This window comes from Wolbachia endosymbiont of Armadillidium vulgare str. wVulC (assembly GCF_001027565.1).
Taxonomy (GTDB): Bacteria; Pseudomonadota; Alphaproteobacteria; order Rickettsiales; family Anaplasmataceae; genus Wolbachia.
Genome location: NZ_ALWU01000005.1, coordinates 51,027 through 69,545, shown reverse-complemented (window position 1 = coordinate 69,545; position 18,519 = coordinate 51,027). Strand labels below are relative to the sequence as shown.

Sequence of the window (18,519 nt, the reverse complement as noted above, 5' to 3'; positions counted from 1 at the left end):
GATTATTGTTTTATTTTTAATAGATTAAGGTACTTATGGATTTTAGTTTTTTACGCAATTGGTTTAGCGCTACAGGTAGTGGCATAGATTTACAATTAGATAAACCTGAACAGTCAAGCTCCATTTCATTAGATGACAGCAAATGTGAGATGAAAGGATATGATGATGAGTTTGAGATCATTGAAGATTATGAATTTATAAATCGTGCTGACCCAAATGAGCCATGTTCTTTACCTTCTGATTATCAAATAGATGAAAGTATTGTAAAAATTGCAGGATTTGATAGAGAGAAATTATTGGAAATAAGTAATTTCTGCAAGATAAGCTATGGCGATGATGATGAAAAATTAGGTGAAAAAAAATGTAACAATCTAGCTCAAAGAGTATACAAAACTAAATTTGAAACTACAGAAGATTTTGAGATTATTCCATCTACTGAAAAAATGTATAAAACTAGAGCTGAACTTATTAGCGAAAGTTATGAAATTATTCCATTTGGTAATAGCTTTGAAAAAGATGCTGGTCATGTTTTCATAAAAGGTAAAGAAATTACAATAGCTTACCACGGTACTCGTCTGAGCCATGGTGTAAACGATGGAATCACTGATGTAAATGTACTTTTTACTACTTCGGAATTTTTACCTGAAGGTGGAAGAATGCATAGAGGATTTTATAATTCATTTACGGATTCATGGCCTAATCTTTATGGCATTTTGAAATCTCGTGCTGAAAAACAAGGATCAAAAATCAAAGATTTTAAATTTAATCTCACAGGTCACAGTATGGGAGGAGCTATTGCCAAGATAGCTGCTTTATGCCTCAACAAAACAGAAGGAGCTGAAGATATCCATGTTGCAACTTTTGGTGATCCACGAGTTTTTGACCTTACTGCTAGTGAATTTTATAATGATGTTCTGCAAGAAAAAACCATTAGAGTAACTCAACATAGACAAGATCCAGTGCCGGCGGTATCACCTGGTGTCTTTGGTTATGCTCATGTAGGTGCACAATTAAGAATATCAGTACCTGAAGGATATTCTGTTCATAAAATGGATGGTTATCATGAAGCCATTAAAATAATGGATGAAAATGACTTCCAATCAAACAATAACGTTTCTCTCTTTTACTACCCTTCGAGAATATTAAGCCGAATTAACTGTGCAGTTCTAGGTAATGCTCAATATTATGCTGCTAATTTAGGGAATTATATTTTTAGTGGGTCAAATTTTTTCGAAGAAGTAAAAAATAAAAATTCTTCTCAGCTTGAACAAGCAGAAGTTAAGCAGATGGCATATGAGAATGCCTTGTCTACTGCAAGGAGCTTATAACTATTATTATGGAGCAATTATTAGATGTATCTGTTCAGATGCATGTGAAACCAGTGCTTCTTTTCTTGTCATCCAAGTAGCTGACACTGGGATCCAACTAAGTTGGTAAACACTCTACAACGTTTTTTGTGCAAAAGCCAGTGTCAAATGACACCATTTGTTCCTATGTTTTTGTCTATCTTGTTTTGCCACCCTGCTGAATGGATACTTATTAGATTGCTCCATAATATCTATTCATTTACATTCAAGTATAAAAGTTTTCACCACTAGTTATTTTCCATTCCTCTTTAAATTTTTTTAGATGCTCTTTTTTTTCACACTCTAAAAGCAATTCTTCTATGCTCTTATTATAGCTTTCTGTAGTCATTCTTCCTTGATGATGCATGAACCTCAAGTAAATCAAATAAGTGTTAATCACATCTGTTTCGCAATAATCGCGAATCTCTTGTATTTTCCCATTGTCGTATAAGTCCATAACTTGTGAACCATCAACTCCAATCTTACCAGGAAGATTAAACGCTGCACAAACTTCGTTCATTTTCACTCTCGCAGAAGCTCCAAAATCAGAGAGGGTTTCAAGTAAGTCACAATGCCAATCACTACTGTATCTCTGATTGTAACTATTCCACTTATCGCCAGCTTTGTGAAAATATTCCGCTTGAATGCCATGAACCATAGCACGATACTTCAGTACCGGTATATCAAAAGTGCGTCCGTTGAATGAAACTAGTCTTGGCTTTTTCTCTGATATGTAGTTAAAAAATCCTTTCACTAACTCTTTTTCATTAGAGTTTATCGTACCTCCAGATCTTATTTCTTGTAGTGTGAATACCTCGTAACCGCTCTGGTGCGTTATATCACAAAGCAAAAAACTAATAACTATAATTTGGTGAAAAGGCTGACGTAGAAAAGAGTTTTGCCCGCTTGTTATTTCAAGATGATATTTTGTTAACGCATCTCTTTTCTCTTCTACGCTACTATCATCACTAATATTAAGCAAATTCTTACAGGAATTTACATCTGGTATAGTTTCAATGTCAAATACCAACAAAGAATTAAGCATCGCTTATATACTCCTCAGGGCGATCAGTCCAAGGTCGCACTTTTACGAACAAAAAGAGATGAACTTTGCATTCAAATAATTTTTCCAGTTCTGCACGCGCCTCGATATTAATTTTTTTTATGTTACCACCTTCTTTCCCTAGCACTATTTTCTTATGACTATCTTTCAACACAAATATGATCTGTTTTATGACTAAACTCTTATCTTTTTTTTCCTCAAATTGTTCAGTTATAACAGCTGTAGAGTATGGCAATTCTTCACGCAGGTTCAAGAACAACTTCTCTCTCGTAATTTCCGCTGATAAAAAATCTGCTGAGGAATCGGTTACTTGATCTTCTTCATAGAACCAAGGGCTTACTGGTGCAATTTCAGATAGGTAATTCATCAAATCAGAAAGTCCATCATTCTTCAGTGCCGATATCGTAAAAATTTTTTCAAATTTATAAAGCAAATTTAGATGCTCATGTGCCATCTTGAGTTCTGATCTTTTCACTAAATCAGTTTTATTGATAACCAAAATGCATCTGCCTTTTGTGCGCTGAAGTCGTGCGAATATAGTTTTTATTCTTTCTATATTTTTTAAGTAATTGCTTACATCAACAATCAGCAAGGTGATGTCACTATCCTTAACTGCCAACCATGCAGATTTGACTAAAGCTTTCTCAAGTTTTGTTTCTGCTGAAAACACTCCTGGAGAATCAGTAAAGACAATCTGCGTATTGTTACATATTGCAACACCCCTTACCTGCGTCCTTGTTGTCTGCACCTTAGGGGTGACAATTGCAATCTTCTTGCCTACGATGCTGTTAATTAATGTAGACTTTCCAGCATTTGGCAAACCAGCTATCGTTACAAATAAACATTTTTCTTCTTTCACAAAGGAAATTATAAAGGAAGCTAAATGCTAACGTCAATTGATTATTTTGCAGGTAAATTGTACTCTTCTCCTTTTGAAGAAAAACGCTCAACTATAGGTGATATAATATACTCATTCACTTTTTTAGCTATTGGTGCAATAACATTTTCTGCTACTAACATCCCTGCGATTGCTGCTATGGGCGCTATTACTGCACCTGCTAAAGCTGCCAATCCCATTCCGAGCGTTGCACCGGGAAAAATAGCCATTGTAGCTGCAGCAAGGCCAACTCCAATTACAGCACCTGCAGGTGTGGTAATACCTGAACCGACACAAACATTTTATCATTCTTTTCAATAGAGCCTTTTTTCTAAATTCGTATAGCAGAATCCCCGCACACAGAGCTGTAAACAATGCTGGAGTTATAGAACCTACTATTCCACCCATTACCAATGGTGATAAAGCTGTAAAGCTGAGTCCAAAACCTGTAAGTGCTCCTATTGTTGCTCCTATGCCTGAAATTGCTAAATAAAGTATAACACTATTTTTTTTCTTTTTTTTCATATAACCCCTTATTTTCTAAAAAGCTTTTAGCTATTTTTAGTATAGCTAGATTAGTTGGATAAGTAAAGTAATTTTTTTATGTTGAAAAAAAAGCGGGAGAAGGGATTCGAACCCTCGACCTCAACCTTGGCAAGGTTGCGCTCTCACCAACTGAGCTACTCCCGCAGTTAAATTCTGCTTATTTTGATTATAGGTGCATGTTACAATTTGTAAACCCCACGTATATGAAAAATGTGGGAGACAACCTTCTATGATCTTTTCGTATACTTAAGACACATTTTTTGTTATCATATGTGCCATGCAATATATTAAATTTATGAGAATATTTGTATATAAAGACGACCTGCCAGCTAGTGAAATACCAGATGGTATAAGGTCTATAGCTGTTGATACAGAGGCAATGGGGCTACTTCATAGCAGAGACAGATTATGCCTTGTGCAGCTCTCTTTTGATGATGGCAACGCTCATTTGATTCAATTCAAAAACGATTATACAGCTCCAAATTTGAGAAAAATATTAGAGGATAAAAATATAACCAAAATCTTTCACTTTGCGCGGTTTGATGTAAGCATAATACATTATTACTTAAAAACTTGGGCACTGCCGTGCTATTGCACGAAAATAGCCTCACGTTTAGTTCGCACTTACACAGATAATCATAGCTTAAAAGAATTGTGCTTAGAACTGCTTGATACCAAACTAAACAAGCAACAGCAATCTTCTGATTGGGGAAATGAAAATTTAACAGACAAGCAAAAAAGTTATGCTGCATCTGATGTTTTATATCTCCATAGAATAAAGGAAAAGCTAGACTCAATGCTGAAACGTGAAAACAGAAAAGAGTTGGCCCAAAAGTGCTTTGAATTTCTTTCTACTCGTATTGAGCTAGACTTAATGGGTTGGGGAAATGTAGATATCTTTAACCATCAAATGTAATCATTTTATGCAAAACACTTCAGTTCAAAAGAATTTAGTTGATTAGCTGCTAATTGATAGGATATATTTTACAAAAATTTAGGTATTTTATGAGTGATGATATTAAAGCGGTAAATGATCAAAATTTCAAATCTGAAGTCACTGACTATAAAGGGTTAGTTCTGGTAGATTTTTGGGCAGAATGGTGCGGGCCATGCAAAAGTCTGATGCCACGTATTGAGCAATTAGCCAAGGATAGAAAAGGCAAGATCAAGATCTGCAAGTTCGACATAGATGGAGAAACTGAGGTGCCAAGTAAGTATGGAGTTCAATCTATACCTACTTTAATCATATTTCAAGATGGTAAGGAAATTGCACGTAAAATTGGTGCACCAAATGATTTGCAAAGTTGGGTTGATAGTGAAATAAGCGAGTAGACAAATTTCCTTTTGTGTGTATTATAGGTGTTGATAAAAGGGATTGTAGCTCAGTCGGTTAGAGCAGTTCGCTCATAACGAATTGGTCGTAGGTTCGAGTCCTACCAATCCCACCACTATTGATATAATTGCAAAACCTACTTTCTGACATAAATTTTTTGTGTTGTTACAGAAAGTTAATATAATTTTCTGTAGTGTTGCAATTGTAAGACAATTAGTGTTTGTTATTTGTCTGTAAAACTCCATTATATTGTCAAAAAAAGTTACTTCCGCATATTCTAAATCTGATTATCATTATAGTTAGCATCGAACAGGCAAAACCTGTCAAACCAAAAAGAAACTCCCTAATTTAAGTTTTTAGTAATTTGTTGGTATAATTGCGTAGGAAGCACTTCTGCAGTTATGACCGATATCCCAATGGTGTCACAGTGCCCGTTGGTTAGCATGGTTTTGAAGGTGACGGTTAAACCATTGATGGAGTCTATTCAGACTACCTCGTTTAGGAGAGTGCCTTAATTTTACCGTCTCAAGCTGAAGCGCTTCTTCAATGATAAATTATATACTAAAGATATAAAATGGCAAAAGTAAAAAATAAGTTGGAAGTAATGAACCCTAATGCGGCAGGAATAGATATCTGTACATTATGTATGTGTTCCAGAAGGAAGAGATGAGCAACATATCCAAAAGTTTGGTTGTTTTACAGTGGATCTGCATAACTTAGCAAAATGGTTGAAGAAGTGTGAAATTAAAACGGTAGCTATGGAATCAACGGGAGTATATTGGATTCCTTTATTTCAAATACTTGAATCATATGGATTTGAAGTAAAATTAGTAAACGCGCGGCATATTAAAAATGTACCTGGTAGAAAATCTGATGTTCAAGATTGCCAGTGGTTGCAACAGTTACATAGCTATGGACTGCTCCAAGGATCATTTAGACCAGATGATCAAATTTGCGTACTGCGTGGCTACGTCAGACAACGTAATAATCTAATCAGAAGCGCAAGTACACACACTCAACGCATGCAAAAGGCATTAATTCAGATGAACATTCAGTTACATAAGGCAATTAGTGATATTAATGGTGTAACAGGTATTAGGATTATTGAAGCGATAATTGAAGGTGAAAGAGATCCTGAAAAATTAGCTGAATTAAGGGATGGACGAATAAGAAATGATAAATCTACTATTGTAAAGGCATTAACCGGTGACTACAGAGAGGAACACTTGTTTACACTTAAGCAAGAATATGAAGCATATACTTTTTTCCAGGAACAAATAAAGGAATGTGATAGAAGCGTTGAAAGCTACTATAAAACATTTGAAACAAAATCTGATGAGAGCAAATCAACAAGTAAAGCACAAGGCAAGCAAAAAAATGATCCAAACTTTAATTTGCATGAAGAATTATACCGGGTTATCGGGATAGATTTTACTAGAGTTCCAGGATTCAGTGTACTAAGTATACAGACCATAATCTCAGAGACTGGTATCAACCATAACAAATGGCCAACATTTTCGTCTTGGTTGGGGCTGAGTCCTGGTAATAAAATCACTGGAGAGAAAGTGTTTAGCACGAAAACTTGTAAAGTCGTAAATCGTGCTGCAAATGCCTTACGGCTTGCTGCACAATGTGTATCAAAAAGTAATACTGCTCTTGGTTCACAATGCAGAAAGTGGAAAAAACGACTGGGAGCTCCAAAAGCGATCACTGCTATGGCAAGGAAATTAGCATGTATCTTTTATAATATGCTAAAGTATGGACAAGAGTATGTCGAAAAAGGAATTGATTCTTACGAAAAACTTTATCAAAACAGGGTTATGAAAAATCTGAGTAAAAAAGCTTCTGAATTTGGCTATATCCTGGTAAAAGGGAGTGTTAAATAAACTGTGTCAAACCAAGAAATAAAAATATAATTGATATAAAAAAACGGAGGTTTGACATGAGTCAAGTAAATAAAACTACCGGATTGGTAGATTATAAAGAATTAGAAACCTGTCGTCTATACGAGAAGGAAGACCGCTAACAGGAAGAGATGACACCGTTTATAAAAAAGCTGCTTGAGGCAAGTCTGGAAGGTGAAATAGAACACCACTTGTCTGGTGAAAGCGAAGAAAATAATCGAAGAAATGGGAAAAACTTTACGTACAAGTGCAGGCTCATTTGAATTGTTAACACCAAGAGATAGGGAGGGAAGCTTTGAACCTCAAGTAGTTAGAAAAAGACAAACAAGCCTACATCCCGAACTTGAAGCAAAGGTCTTAAGCACATTTGCCAGTGGTATGGAGATATAGCGTCACATGTTGAGGAAATTTATGATCACAAAATATCTGCAGCAGAAATATCAAGTATTACCGACAAATTGCTACCGATAATCAATGAATGGCGCAGTCGCCCACTGCAATCTGTATACCCGATAGTGTTCATGGATGGCATGTTTTTTAAGGTCAAGGAGGATGGGCATTGTGTAAGTAAATGTATGTACAATATATTGGGCATAGACCAAAATGGTAAAAAAGAAGTACTGGGCTTTTATTTAGCTGAAAGCGAAGGAGCTAACTTCTGGTTGGGTGTATTAAATGACCTAAAAGAGAGAGGTATAGAGGACATTCTGATAGCTTGTGTAGATGGACTAAAAAGCTTTCCTACAGCAATAAATAATGTGTTTCCTAATGCAGAAGTACAGCTATGTATAGTGCATCAGATAAGAAATTCATTGAAATATGTATCTAGCAAAGATGTGAAAGTTTTTATGAATGATTTGAAAAAAATATATCGTGCTACAAGTAAAGAAATTGCTGAAAATTATTTGCTTGAGCTGGAAGAAAAATGGGGCGAAAAGTATCCGTTAGTTGTAAAATCTTGGCAGAATAATTGGGAAAATTTGTCCAGTTATTTCAAGTATTCAGGTCCAGTTAGAAAGTTAATTTATACTACTAATCCTATTGAGGGGCTGCATAGGCAGATCAGAAAATTTACTAAGACCAAAGGCTCATTTACCAACACAAACGCCTTGTACAAACAGGTATATTGTGCTATAAAAAAAGTAGAGCAAAAATGGGTCATGGCTTTGCCTAATTGGGCATTAACTATTTCTCAGCTTGATATTTTCTTTCCTAACAGATTGAAAATTCAGTTGAGCTAAAAATGTGGTTTGACACAGTTTATTTAACACTCCCTGGTAAAAAAAGATGAGTTAGTTCAAGGAGTTTCTTAGGAGAGACTGTTAGTTTTTGACATATAATTCTTACCTGAATTTTTACTTCCTTTCCTAATCTTTTTCTGAAGATAATTGACCTTCCAAATACTCCAATAGCTCTATTTTTTGATTTATCATATATGTTGGTATCAACGACTTACAAAATATGCACCTGCTTCATCAATCTGTTTAAAAGAACTAGGTACAAAGTAGCCAAAATCAAAAAATCATTGGCTGTTCAAGATAATCCCTATAACCTCGATCTGACCTCCATTAAATTTAATTTATCTAGCGCTTGATTCAGGTAATCAAAGACTAACTGTAGCTTTATTCTTGATTTAGTATTACTCTCACAATCTCTATAGCTATCCTTTGTACATATCTTCCATGCTACCGGGTAGGCTAATGTAACTGCTATCCAATAATTTAACGCTTCCTAATTGCTGTAAAATTTTGCAATCAATCCGTAGTTAAATAAACACAAAATACATTTGTTTCATAAACTCAACTGCTTCTTCATTAAACCTAAACCCTGTTTTGTAATTTCTATCGAGTCTCCATTTAGCAATTGGCACATTGTTTCTATGCTGCAATCATCAACTCCTAATGTTACCAAAAACCATAGCTTTTATGAATGATGAGCCATTAAGTTTTCTCTTTCTTTTTATAAAACCTACTGCAATTGATATTTTGTCTGCTTTTTCATTAAAGAATTCATTGAGGTCTTTTTATAAGCAAGCTATATTGCAAGTTCTCTCATTCATATACCCAGGAAAACTTATACCTTATTATTCTATCTCTTTCATACCTTTATTTCCTTAACTTGACGCTTATGCTTTTTTGAACATTCCCAGCCATTCCTCTAAGATATAGTAATTTAGACTTCCTTACACAATTAACTGTTGAATTTTACATTCCTAGCTGTATTATAGATAAAGTGCTCTAGGTTTACAACTATAGTGGCGTGGCGTAGGGCTGCACTAGCTATATATATTTAGCTCTTTTTTTATAAACGCAAGGTGTTTTATATGTCAGACCTTTTCTATATTGAGACTACGTGTTGTGTGGACGGTCAGTGTGATGTCTATACAGGGGAAGTGAGTTTTAATGATGTCATGTTAGGCAAGTTCAGTCTAAATTCATGCAGCGGGAAAGAAGCTATGATAAATCTAGACGTTATTACATTCGATATTAATATCGCTATTGATGGTCAAAATGGAAAGACAATAAAAAGAGACCTTAAAGGTCTTGAGTTTGTAACTAAAGATGATGGTTCTTGGTATATTAATAAGGATTTTGGTAATGATAGATTTGAAGTTATAGTAAAGCAATCATAATTTTACATCTCAGGTGTAACATTTAGTATAGGTGCTATTCTATTTATAATGTTTTTTACTATAGGCGCAGCAATTATTCCCCCGGTGTGGTGCATTCCTTGAGGTTCATCAATAGCAATTAGCACTATATACCTTGGGTCAAGCATAGTTAGTACTCCTATAAATGACGCTATGTTTGCATCTTTGCTATATTTACCATCTACAACTTTTTCCGCCGATCCAGTTTTTCCTCCTATTGAATATGCCTTTATTTTTGCTTTTCTGCCAGTGCCATCTGTTACTGCTGCGCGTAATAATTTTCTCATTTCCCTGGAGGTTCTTCTTGAGATAATTTGCTCTCCTATACTTCTTTTATTCAACATCAAGGTTGCGTTATGAAATATCCCATTGTTGATTAATGCTGCTGCAGTTTGTGCAAGATGTATAGGAGTTATAGCTATGCCATAACCATAAGATGCTGTTATTAAAGTGTTTTCACTCCGTTTATCCGGGATTATCGGTGTAGATTTTTCTGGTACTTCTATTTTTAAAGGAGAAAATAGCTTCATAGCTTTAAAGTATTCTACTTGTTTTTCAATGCTTAATTTGACTGCAATTTTCGCTGCACCAATGTTGAATGATTTTACAAATATATCTTGCGCAGTAATTTTTGGAATTTTAGATTTGTGAAAATCCTGAATTTTATACTTTCCAATGGTGATTGGTGTTGATACATCATATAAATCGCTAGTTTTTGTAACGTTTGCATCAAGCGCTGCGGCTATTGTAAAGAATTTTAGCACCGATCCCATCTCATACACCCCAAGACTGGTGCGATTAAACTTTTGTACGTCTTCTGCCTTATTCTGTAGGTTGGGGTTAAAATCAGGTAGACTGACCATCGAAATGACTTCACTATTTCTCACATTTAAAACAATTCTTACTCCGCCGAGTGCCTGATATCTGCTTACAGCTTTATAGTTAGCTCTTTATGCACTATACTCGTGTATCTAAGTATGGGTTTTCTTGCTCATTGTTTTTACTTATATATGCCTCAACTCCTGCAATACCGTTGCCATCTATGTCAGTGTAACCAAGCACGTGTGAAAATAAATTGCTGTGAGGATATATACGTTTTACATCGTTATAGAAATTTATTCCTGGCACGCCGGCATTTTTTATTACTAACAGTTCTTTTGGAGTCAAATGCCGCTTTATCCAAGCAAATTTCTTTTCTGAAGTAAGTACTCTATATAAGTTCTCGTATTCAAGATCATTCAAAATAGAACACAGTTGTGCTGCTATACTTTCCGGATTCTTTACTTTGGTTGCATCTGTATATAGTGATGTTGTGGGCACATTTGTTGCTATTACCACTCCATTTCTATCTAAAATATCAAGTTGTTTATATACTGTATTATCTTTTCTAAAATTTTCTGAAGTAGTAGGTTGATCAAATGTTAAAGAGAATATGCGAAAAATAATTATTATATAAAACGTAAATAATGGTACTATAAAACACAGTGAGCGGAGCTTATTTTTAAGTAATGCTTGCATATTTACTTGATTTGACAAAAATGGAAATTATCTTAGCTGAGCCGCGAGGTTTTTGTGCCGGGGTAAAAAGAGCTGTGGACATATTAGCTATTACTTTAGAAAAATACAAAAACAAGTGCCAAGTTTATGTGCTACACGAAATTGTTCACAATAAATATATAGTAGAGGACTTTAAGAGACAAGGAGTGGTTTTTGTGAACAGTATCGAGGAAATTGAAGATAATGGAGGAATACTGATCTTCAGCGCGCACGGAGTATCAAAAAATATAGAAGATAAGGCAAAAAGAAAGGGTATTCAAGTGATTGATGCAACATGTCCTTTAGTCAGCAAAGTGCATAAAGAGGCAAAAAGGTATGAAAATAGTGGTAAAGAATTAATTCTCATTGGGCATGAAAACCATCCAGAAGTTAAGGGAATTAGGGGAAGAGTAAACAATCCTATCACTTTAGTACAAACTTTGCAGGATGTATATGATTTAAAGGTTAAAGATCCAGATAATTTGTCTTATGTTACACAAACCACATTAAGCATCGATGATACCCATGAAATTATTGCTGCTCTGAAGCTCAGATTTCCAAGTATAATAGGTCCAGATTTAAAGGACATATGCTATGCAACGCAAAACAGACAAAATGCTGTTAAAAAGCTAGCTGAAATTGTAGACATGGTATTAGTTGTAGGAAGTAAAAATAGTTCAAATTCAAACCGCTTATTAGATCTGTGCACTGCAAGAGGAAAAAAAGCCTACTTGATTGATAATTATAGCTGTGTGAATAAAAGCTGGTTTCAAGGCGTAGAAAAGATAGGAATTACTGCAGGTGCTTCTGCTCCTGACATATTAGTTGATGAATTAGTAAATTACTTAAAAATAAATATGAATACAAAAGTTTCAGTTATGCCAGATGGGTTCACTGAAAATGTTCAGTTTAAGTGTACTAAATGGTAATGTGCAACAAAGTGCGTCAAACCAAGCCTTTAGTTCAACTCAAATTTCAGTCTGTTGGAAAAGAAAATATCAAGCTGATATATAGTTAATTCTTGTTTGTCAGGTTAAGTTATGTCTAGTATACCTTCGCCTTAAGGTAAGAAAATCCTACAGGGGAATACTAAAATATAAAAAACCTTCGTCATATAAATGGGTTAATATTACTACTAATTTTATCAAAAATTTATAATATAAATAATGTTGCTGTGAAAATTCATAATAATATTTCCCTCTAATGTTTAATGAATTTCAATACATTACCTTTTTAATTCTAGATAAGTATACACTTTGTTAATATGTTTGGGTCAAAATCCAAAAGTAAGTTTATGCTTTCTATCGGAGAAGAAGGCATAATGTTACTATATTTTAAAAATAACACTTTAAATAAAAGGTATTTTGTTAAGGGCAAAAACGATAAAGCAGTTTCTGATTTAATTTCATGTCTTTCGTCAGATAAAAAAGCACCTTTATACCTGGTACTTAATCGTGCAGATCAAAATTACTCGCTACAGTTTATTACAAGGGCAAACAAGATTAGCGCCTATCTATCAGCAAAAACAAAGATGGAGCATTTTTCTCGTAATAATGACATAAGTTCAGTTTTTTTGGTTGAGAAGCCAAACAAATTCAATCAAAACTGGTGCTATCTTCTTGTTTCATCAAAAGCAAAGCATTTAGTAGAATATTGGTTGAATGTGTTTATTGAGATAGGCTCCAACTTTAAGGGAATATTAATGTTTCCTATAGAAATAAGTAATATAACAAAAAAGATTCTACATAAAGATCCCAGTAATTGGAAAATTATAGTTGCTGCAACTAAAACGGGAGGCTATAGACAAGTGGTTCTTAAAGAGAATAAAATGGTATTTACGCGTTTAGTACCATTTACTAATGATAATTTACCAGGAATTATTGCTGGTGGAATATATCAGGAAGTGCAAGATACTATTCGATCCCTAACTAAGTTTGGGTTTGAAAAAAATAACCCTATCGACCTTTGCATCATAGTGTCAGAAGATATTAAAGCTAGTTTATCAGTCATAAATTTTTCAGAGAACAGTGTGAACATATTAACTCCATATGAGTTAGGCAAATTATTAGGAGCAGAACTAGCTATAAGTGAAAAAGATAACTTTTGCGATACCATAATTTTGTTTCATAGCTTTAAGAATAAATTAGCAGCTATTTTTAATACAAAGGAAACTAAAGAATTTTATCTATTCAATTACCTTTATTTAAACTCTTCTCGAATTTTTCTACACTTCGCCCTGGTTTTAGTTGTAATTAACGCCCTTTGTTTGCTAAATTTGTATTCAAATTTCAATGTTGCCGATAATTTATCCGCAAAGCAGAGCATCTTAAATAACCAATTAATAAAACTTAGCAAAAGCTATAATGTAAAAAAAATAGATGAAATTTATGATTTTATTAATATCAATAATATTTTATTAAAAATAGAATACTCTCCTCTTACACAAGTTAAGTATGTAGAAAAGTTAAAAGTACCAGGTATAGAACTTCGATCATTTGAATGGAATTATAATGAGGCAAAAAGTTATATTACTACAACTTTAAGGTTTAATTTTCAATCTGGTAAAAATATTTCTTATCAATACGAGAAACTACGAAAAAGTTTAAATGATAATTTTCGTACCTATGACATTAGTATTTCTAGCTTACCTACTGCTAAAGGGCAAAATCTATCTATTGATGTTGAAATAGGAGAGGCAATGTAGATTAATGACTATCTCTCAATTAAAAAGAAAAGCTACAATTCAGTTTATATCGTATTTGTTATTATCTGTTGGATTAATAGGGTTATTAACATATGTTATTATCTATAACGAAAAGGTTTATAATAAAAACCAAATTGCGATTGATAAAATACGTTCTATTAATTTACAGATTACTGGAATTCAAAAAAAGGAAGTTGTTCTAAATAAAAACCTAGATTTATGGAAAAAAATTTCTTCTTCAAATTTACACAGTAGCAGATACATTGCAAATTTAAATTTCGAGCTTAGCAGATTATATAAAAAGTACTATATATTAGAACCTGAAATATCAATTTCTATACCCGAAGAAGTTGAGCTCCACAACAAAAGTGAACGCACAAAAGTAATAAAAAGTGAAGTGGTCCTAAATTTAAGTTCAATCAGCGATAAGCATATTTTTTTATTTCTACAGTCTATTCCAAATCTGCCCGGTTATGTTATGATCAAATCTTTTATTTTAAACAAGCAGAGAAATATTGATGCTGCAACCATGAATCAGATTTTGAATGGTAATATGATAGAGATAGTGAGAGCTAATATAGTTTTTGATTGGTATACGATATTAAGTAGATAAGGTGATGAACATAAAGCTGTTTTTTATTTTTACGCTACTCATTTCCAATGTTAATGCATATTGCAGTTGTGAAGATATCATAGAAAGCATAGAAATTTGTAAGGAGTATTCTTGCCGACAGCATATTGGCAATGAAGATTTTATTGAGCATAAAATATTAGGATTAAATAGTGGAAATTTATGCGTATATATAGAAAAACAAGGTGATGATGAAATGGTTTGTCATCATTCTCAGTATGGAATGATGATAGAAAAAAGATATTTTGAAAGTATTCTTAAAGTTGGCAATCAAGAAATCGATGATTTTATTGATATAGCAAATTTGCGTGCAAATGAGTGTTTTTTTATCAACAATTATTATACAGATCGAGACAGCATAATAAAAGAGGCAACAGAGAGTACTTTGTCGCAATATGGTAACATAAAAAGCATTTCTTTTGATGAAGAGCCAGTTAATAGAATGGTCAATGAAATGGAAAAGTTCAATTTACGGCCTTCAAGAGCTACAAAAGAGGAGAATTTCAACTGTAAGGTAGTAAGTTTAGACTCAATTTTATATCTTTCTTCCGATACATGGAAAATATGGGTAAATGGAAAGCTGTTTATGAATACTAAGGACTTAAAGGTGCACTCAGTCACTGAAAATTGTGTGACTTTTGTATGGGCCGTAGATCAAAAAGCAATAAAAAAGCATGCGAATGATTCTCAAAATGTATATCTTGGACATGGGAGTGTTATGTTTACGCTTTATCCAAAACAAAAATTTGACTTGGGTAGCTTATCTATTAAATAATTTAGTATATAGCCAAAGTGATTTAGGTTTACCGACAATTTGAAAAACCGTCATCCCGCTACTTGTTAGCGGGATCTATGCTAAGAGATACCGCGAATGAATCGCGGTATGACGGTCCGCTACGTGTTAGCGGGATCTAGAGATACCGCGGGTGGGTAGCTATATATGCGCTTGTAGCTCAGTTGGATAGAGCGTTGCCCTCCGGAGGCAAAGGCCGTGGGTTCGAATCCCTCCAAGCGCATTTTTAATTAAGTTTGACAATAATACTTTCACATAAGATAATAAAGAGATTTATTTAGAGCATAATTATGTCTGGTGGTACCATAAACAAAGTCATACTAGTTGGTAATTTAGGAAAAGATCCTGAAATTAGGACTACACAAAATGGAAAAGAGATGGCAAGTTTTTCAATAGCCACATCTGAAAGTTGGACTGACAAACTTTCCGGTATGCGCTCTGAAAAGACAGAATGGCATAATATTGTAATTTTTAGTGAAGGATTAGTAAAAATTGTCAAAGATTTTGCACGTAAAGGCAGTAAAGTTTACGTTGAAGGTTCTTTGAAAACTAGAAAATGGACTGACCAAAATGGCAGTGAAAGATACACAACAGAGGTGGTTCTATATAATTTTAATAGCGCTCTTACTCTCCTCGATTCACGGCCAAATTCCGATTACAAGCCGAGTGAATATAAACAAAATGAAACAGAACAAAAAAATAAGCACGAAAGTTTTGACAACGATATAAAAGATGAACTAATCGACGATGAAATACCATTTTAACAATTTAAATTGAAATCTACATTTTTATGGACTGCTTGTGTTACTCCATTTAATTACAATGGGGATAGCATAGATTATAGCAGTTTGCAGCGTTTACTTACAACACAAGCTGAAGCTAAAAATGGTGTAGTGTTGCTAGGTAGCACAGGTGAAAGCCTATCGCTTACTGATTCTGAAAAGCGTACATTAGTTGAATTTGTATGTAAGCTAAAATTAAATACGAAAATCATAATTGGCGTATCAGGAGTGAATCTATATCAAACTCTTGAATGGCTTGATTTTTGCAAGGGTATGCCTATTCACGGCTATCTAATGACAACTCCCATTTATGCAAAGCCCGGAATTATGGGGCAGACTTTATGGTTTGAAAAGCTGCTTGAGAAAGCACATGTACCGGCTATGCTTTATAATATTCCATCAAGAGCGGGAATAAATCTTCATCCTGAAACTGTACATAAATTATCTGACCATAAAAAATTTTGGGCTATCAAAGATTCAAGTGGAACTGTTGATACTTTAGCTCAGTATAAGAAAGTTGCACCAAATATCGAGGTATTTTGTGGAGATGATAATATGATATCTGATATGGCAGCTTATGGTGCGGCTGGCCTGGTTTCTGTTGCTTCTAATGTTTGGCCACACGTAGTGCATGAATACGTTAAGCAATGTCTGAGTGGTGAGAATCCTCAGTCAGATGTTTGGCAACAAGCCTGCAAAGCACTATTTATTGCCAGCAACCCAATACCCACTAAAGCACTTTTGCATGATATTGGTCTTATAGAACACAAAACTGTCCGACTACCACTCAGCACAGAAGACTTGCCTTCTATTGAAACATTGAGGCAAGCAAATGAAATGATTCTTAGATGGAAAGAATTGGCCAATGATTAGTGCTAGGAACACGACCTACACACCATCAACTTCCACACCCGCATCAAATGAACTAACTTGTTATGGTGGAGAAAAGCATTCATTTAAAAGGAAAATAACAGCTCCATATGTTATTGAAGTGATAATACTTATAATGTTAGATGAGATATCAAATCTAGCTTAAAATACAACTTATCTACTCAGCTTCTTTTGAAACTACTGTAAGCATAATATCTATAGCTAAGACATTGTACTACTGTACCACTAACGAGTAGCGGAATGACAAGTTTGTAGTTTTTCAAACTTGTCGGTAAATCTCAGTCAGTTTAGCTACAGCTGTATACTTTTAACTCTCCCAAAAGAGAATTAACCATGTGAAATTCTAGTTGATATAATTTAATGAATGGTTGATTTTAACTATTAATTTATTTAAGAGACTTTGATGATATTCAGCCCGCTTGCTTTTCTATTTTCCATATCGCGATGGGCTTGAATTATTTCATCAAATTTATATTTTTTATTGATCCGTACAGTTAAAATTTTTTTTCTTAGCATCTCGAAGATTTCCATTGTGGTAAGCACTAATGTGAATCTATCATGCTTATAGTGATATATTGAGGTTCCAGTTGCAAATAACGAACGTGAACTAAGTAAAGAAAAACTAATAGGAGCGTTACCTGATATCTGCCCATAGGAAACGTATATGCCGAACCTGCCTAAAGATTCAAAAGAAAGCTTGCTTGTAGCGTAACCTATAGGGTCATACACTGCACCTACTCCTCTGTTTTGCGTAATCTCCATAACTTTAGAAACGAAGCCTTTATCATTATAGTTTATTGCGTATGCGCAGCCACTTTGTAAAGCTATCTTCATTTTTTCGTTAGAGCTCACAGAACCTATCACTACACCTTTTTTATCCTTTGCCCATTGGCATATTATTTGTCCTAAACCACCATTAGCTCCATGAACTAATACAAAAGCACCAGGCCTGATTTTATAAGATTGATTAACTAAATAGTGAGCTGTCATACCTTTAAACAGCACTGCAGCGGCAACTTCATCAGATATATCATCTGGAATTTTTATCAGATATTTCTGATGTATAATGCGCTTTTCACAATATGCCCCTGGAGGAGCTGTGGAATATCCAACTCTGTCTCCAACCTTAAATCCATCACTGATTTTTTTACCAAGCTTTTCAATCACTCCCACTGCTTCCACTCCAAGCGCTGATGGCAAATCTTTAATTTTGCGCATACCTTTTCTGTGTTCTAAATCATAACGATTTAAGCCGATAGTTGTGTGACGTACTAAAACTTCCTCGCCTTTTGGCTCGCCTATGTTCTTATCTACAAATTCTAATACTTCTGGTCCTCCAGTTTTTTTAATTTGTATAGCTCTAACCATGATGAATGTAAGATAAAAACTTTGATTATGTTATCTAACAATTAATATTTTGCAAAATGTTACTTACAGTTTATATACTATATAAGCGTATATTA

General features: G+C 34.1%; 17 protein-coding genes, 3 tRNA genes and 3 pseudogenes. 16 read left to right on the top strand and 7 right to left on the bottom strand.

All coding sequences use genetic code 11. The features are described 5' to 3' along the window. The first annotated feature begins 35 nt into the window (after nt 1–35). Nucleotides 36–1,328: a lipase family protein gene (locus tag wVul_RS03720; protein ID WP_047759233.1), complete on the top strand. Its 1,293-nt coding sequence runs from the start codon at nt 36–38 to the stop codon at nt 1,326–1,328. A 244-nt stretch (nt 1,329–1,572) separates the two neighbouring features. Here the strand turns inward: wVul_RS03720 and wVul_RS03715 are convergent, their stop codons facing one another. Continuing rightward, nucleotides 1,573–2,391 carry a 3'-5' exonuclease gene (locus tag wVul_RS03715; protein WP_047759232.1) on the bottom strand — a complete coding sequence of 273 codons (819 nt, stop codon included), beginning with the start codon at nt 2,389–2,391 and terminating at the stop codon, nt 1,573–1,575. Beyond that, complete coding sequence (gene era / locus wVul_RS03710; RefSeq protein ID WP_047759231.1) at nt 2,384–3,268, bottom strand: GTPase Era; 885 nt, start codon at nt 3,266–3,268, stop codon at nt 2,384–2,386. The genes wVul_RS03715 and era overlap by 8 nt, the downstream gene beginning before the upstream one ends. A 24-nt stretch (nt 3,269–3,292) precedes the next feature. Here era and wVul_RS03705 point away from each other — a divergent pair, with 24 nt between their 5' ends. Further along, on the top strand, nt 3,293–3,607 hold the full coding sequence (locus tag wVul_RS03705) for a hypothetical protein (RefSeq protein WP_047759230.1): 315 nt from the start codon (nt 3,293–3,295) through the stop codon (nt 3,605–3,607). Between the two features lie 295 nt (nt 3,608–3,902). Here wVul_RS03705 and wVul_RS03700 read toward each other — a convergent pair. Further along, a tRNA-Gly gene (locus wVul_RS03700) sits at nt 3,903–3,976 on the bottom strand. A 151-nt stretch (nt 3,977–4,127) separates the two neighbouring features. Between wVul_RS03700 and wVul_RS03695 the strand changes: the two genes are divergently transcribed. The 5 genes and pseudogenes from wVul_RS03695 to wVul_RS03675 all read left to right on the top strand — a co-directional run bounded on the left by wVul_RS03695 (nt 4,128) and on the right by wVul_RS03675 (nt 8,310). After that, nucleotides 4,128–4,748 carry a ribonuclease D gene (locus wVul_RS03695; RefSeq protein WP_047759229.1) on the top strand — a complete coding sequence of 207 codons (621 nt, stop codon included), beginning with the start codon at nt 4,128–4,130 and terminating at the stop codon, nt 4,746–4,748. 89 nt (nt 4,749–4,837) lie between these two features. Continuing rightward, a complete protein-coding gene (gene trxA / locus wVul_RS03690; protein WP_047759228.1) occupies nt 4,838–5,164 on the top strand; it encodes a thioredoxin in 327 nt (108 codons plus the stop codon). A 39-nt stretch (nt 5,165–5,203) separates the two neighbouring features. Then, nucleotides 5,204–5,280: transfer RNA gene (locus wVul_RS03685), tRNA-Ile, on the top strand. Between the two features lie 459 nt (nt 5,281–5,739). Continuing rightward, nucleotides 5,740–7,051 (top strand): annotated as a pseudogene (locus wVul_RS03680) (IS110 family RNA-guided transposase). A gap of 56 nt (nt 7,052–7,107) precedes the next feature. Continuing rightward, nucleotides 7,108–8,310 (top strand): annotated as a pseudogene (locus tag wVul_RS03675) (IS256 family transposase). Between the two features lie 79 nt (nt 8,311–8,389). On the opposite strand, the pseudogene wVul_RS08625 reads toward wVul_RS03675, so the two are convergent. Then, a pseudogene (locus tag wVul_RS08625) lies at nt 8,390–9,092 on the bottom strand (transposase); the annotation flags it as partial. A gap of 300 nt (nt 9,093–9,392) precedes the next feature. Between wVul_RS08625 and wVul_RS03665 the strand changes: the two are divergent. Then, entirely contained in the window at nt 9,393–9,701 is a 309-nt protein-coding gene (locus tag wVul_RS03665) for a hypothetical protein (protein WP_047759226.1), read from the top strand. Between the two features lie 2 nt (nt 9,702–9,703). Here the strand turns inward: wVul_RS03665 and wVul_RS09795 are convergent, their stop codons facing one another. Together wVul_RS09795 and wVul_RS09790 are read right to left on the bottom strand one after the other, a co-directional pair. Continuing rightward, nucleotides 9,704–10,582 (bottom strand): penicillin-binding transpeptidase domain-containing protein, encoded by an 879-nt coding sequence (locus wVul_RS09795; protein WP_238580393.1) that lies wholly within the window; start codon nt 10,580–10,582, stop codon nt 9,704–9,706. 94 nt (nt 10,583–10,676) lie between these two features. Further along, nucleotides 10,677–11,255 (bottom strand): penicillin-binding protein 2, encoded by a 579-nt coding sequence (locus tag wVul_RS09790; RefSeq protein WP_238580392.1) that lies wholly within the window; start codon nt 11,253–11,255, stop codon nt 10,677–10,679. Nucleotides 11,256–11,257: 2 nt separating this feature from the next. Between wVul_RS09790 and ispH the strand changes: the two genes are divergently transcribed. From ispH to wVul_RS08620, 8 genes are all read left to right on the top strand, one after another. Continuing rightward, nucleotides 11,258–12,184 carry a 4-hydroxy-3-methylbut-2-enyl diphosphate reductase gene (ispH, locus tag wVul_RS03655; RefSeq protein WP_047759225.1) on the top strand — a complete coding sequence of 309 codons (927 nt, stop codon included), beginning with the start codon at nt 11,258–11,260 and terminating at the stop codon, nt 12,182–12,184. Nucleotides 12,185–12,519: 335 nt separating this feature from the next. Next, nucleotides 12,520–13,959 (top strand): hypothetical protein, encoded by a 1,440-nt coding sequence (locus wVul_RS03650; protein ID WP_179943852.1) that lies wholly within the window; start codon nt 12,520–12,522, stop codon nt 13,957–13,959. A 4-nt stretch (nt 13,960–13,963) separates the two neighbouring features. Continuing rightward, nucleotides 13,964–14,572 carry a hypothetical protein gene (locus wVul_RS03645; protein ID WP_047759223.1) on the top strand — a complete coding sequence of 203 codons (609 nt, stop codon included), beginning with the start codon at nt 13,964–13,966 and terminating at the stop codon, nt 14,570–14,572. 4 nt (nt 14,573–14,576) lie between these two features. Further along, the gene (locus tag wVul_RS03640; RefSeq protein ID WP_047759222.1) at nt 14,577–15,365 is read left to right on the top strand and encodes a hypothetical protein; all 789 of its coding nucleotides are present in this window, start codon (nt 14,577–14,579) and stop codon (nt 15,363–15,365) included. A 167-nt stretch (nt 15,366–15,532) separates the two neighbouring features. After that, nucleotides 15,533–15,606, top strand: a tRNA-Arg gene (locus tag wVul_RS03635). 67 nt (nt 15,607–15,673) lie between these two features. Further along, complete coding sequence (gene ssb / locus wVul_RS03630) at nt 15,674–16,147, top strand: single-stranded DNA-binding protein (RefSeq protein WP_047759221.1); 474 nt, start codon at nt 15,674–15,676, stop codon at nt 16,145–16,147. A gap of 9 nt (nt 16,148–16,156) precedes the next feature. Next, a complete protein-coding gene (gene dapA, locus wVul_RS03625) occupies nt 16,157–17,038 on the top strand; it encodes a 4-hydroxy-tetrahydrodipicolinate synthase (protein ID WP_047759220.1) in 882 nt (293 codons plus the stop codon). Further along, nucleotides 17,031–17,201 carry a hypothetical protein gene (locus tag wVul_RS08620; protein WP_153295520.1) on the top strand — a complete coding sequence of 57 codons (171 nt, stop codon included), beginning with the start codon at nt 17,031–17,033 and terminating at the stop codon, nt 17,199–17,201. The genes dapA and wVul_RS08620 overlap by 8 nt, the downstream gene beginning before the upstream one ends. Before the next feature lie 245 nt (nt 17,202–17,446). Here wVul_RS08620 and wVul_RS03620 read toward each other — a convergent pair whose 3' ends face one another. Beyond that, the gene (locus wVul_RS03620) at nt 17,447–18,424 is read right to left on the bottom strand and encodes a quinone oxidoreductase family protein (protein WP_047759219.1); all 978 of its coding nucleotides are present in this window, start codon (nt 18,422–18,424) and stop codon (nt 17,447–17,449) included. Nucleotides 18,425–18,519 lie beyond the last annotated feature (95 nt).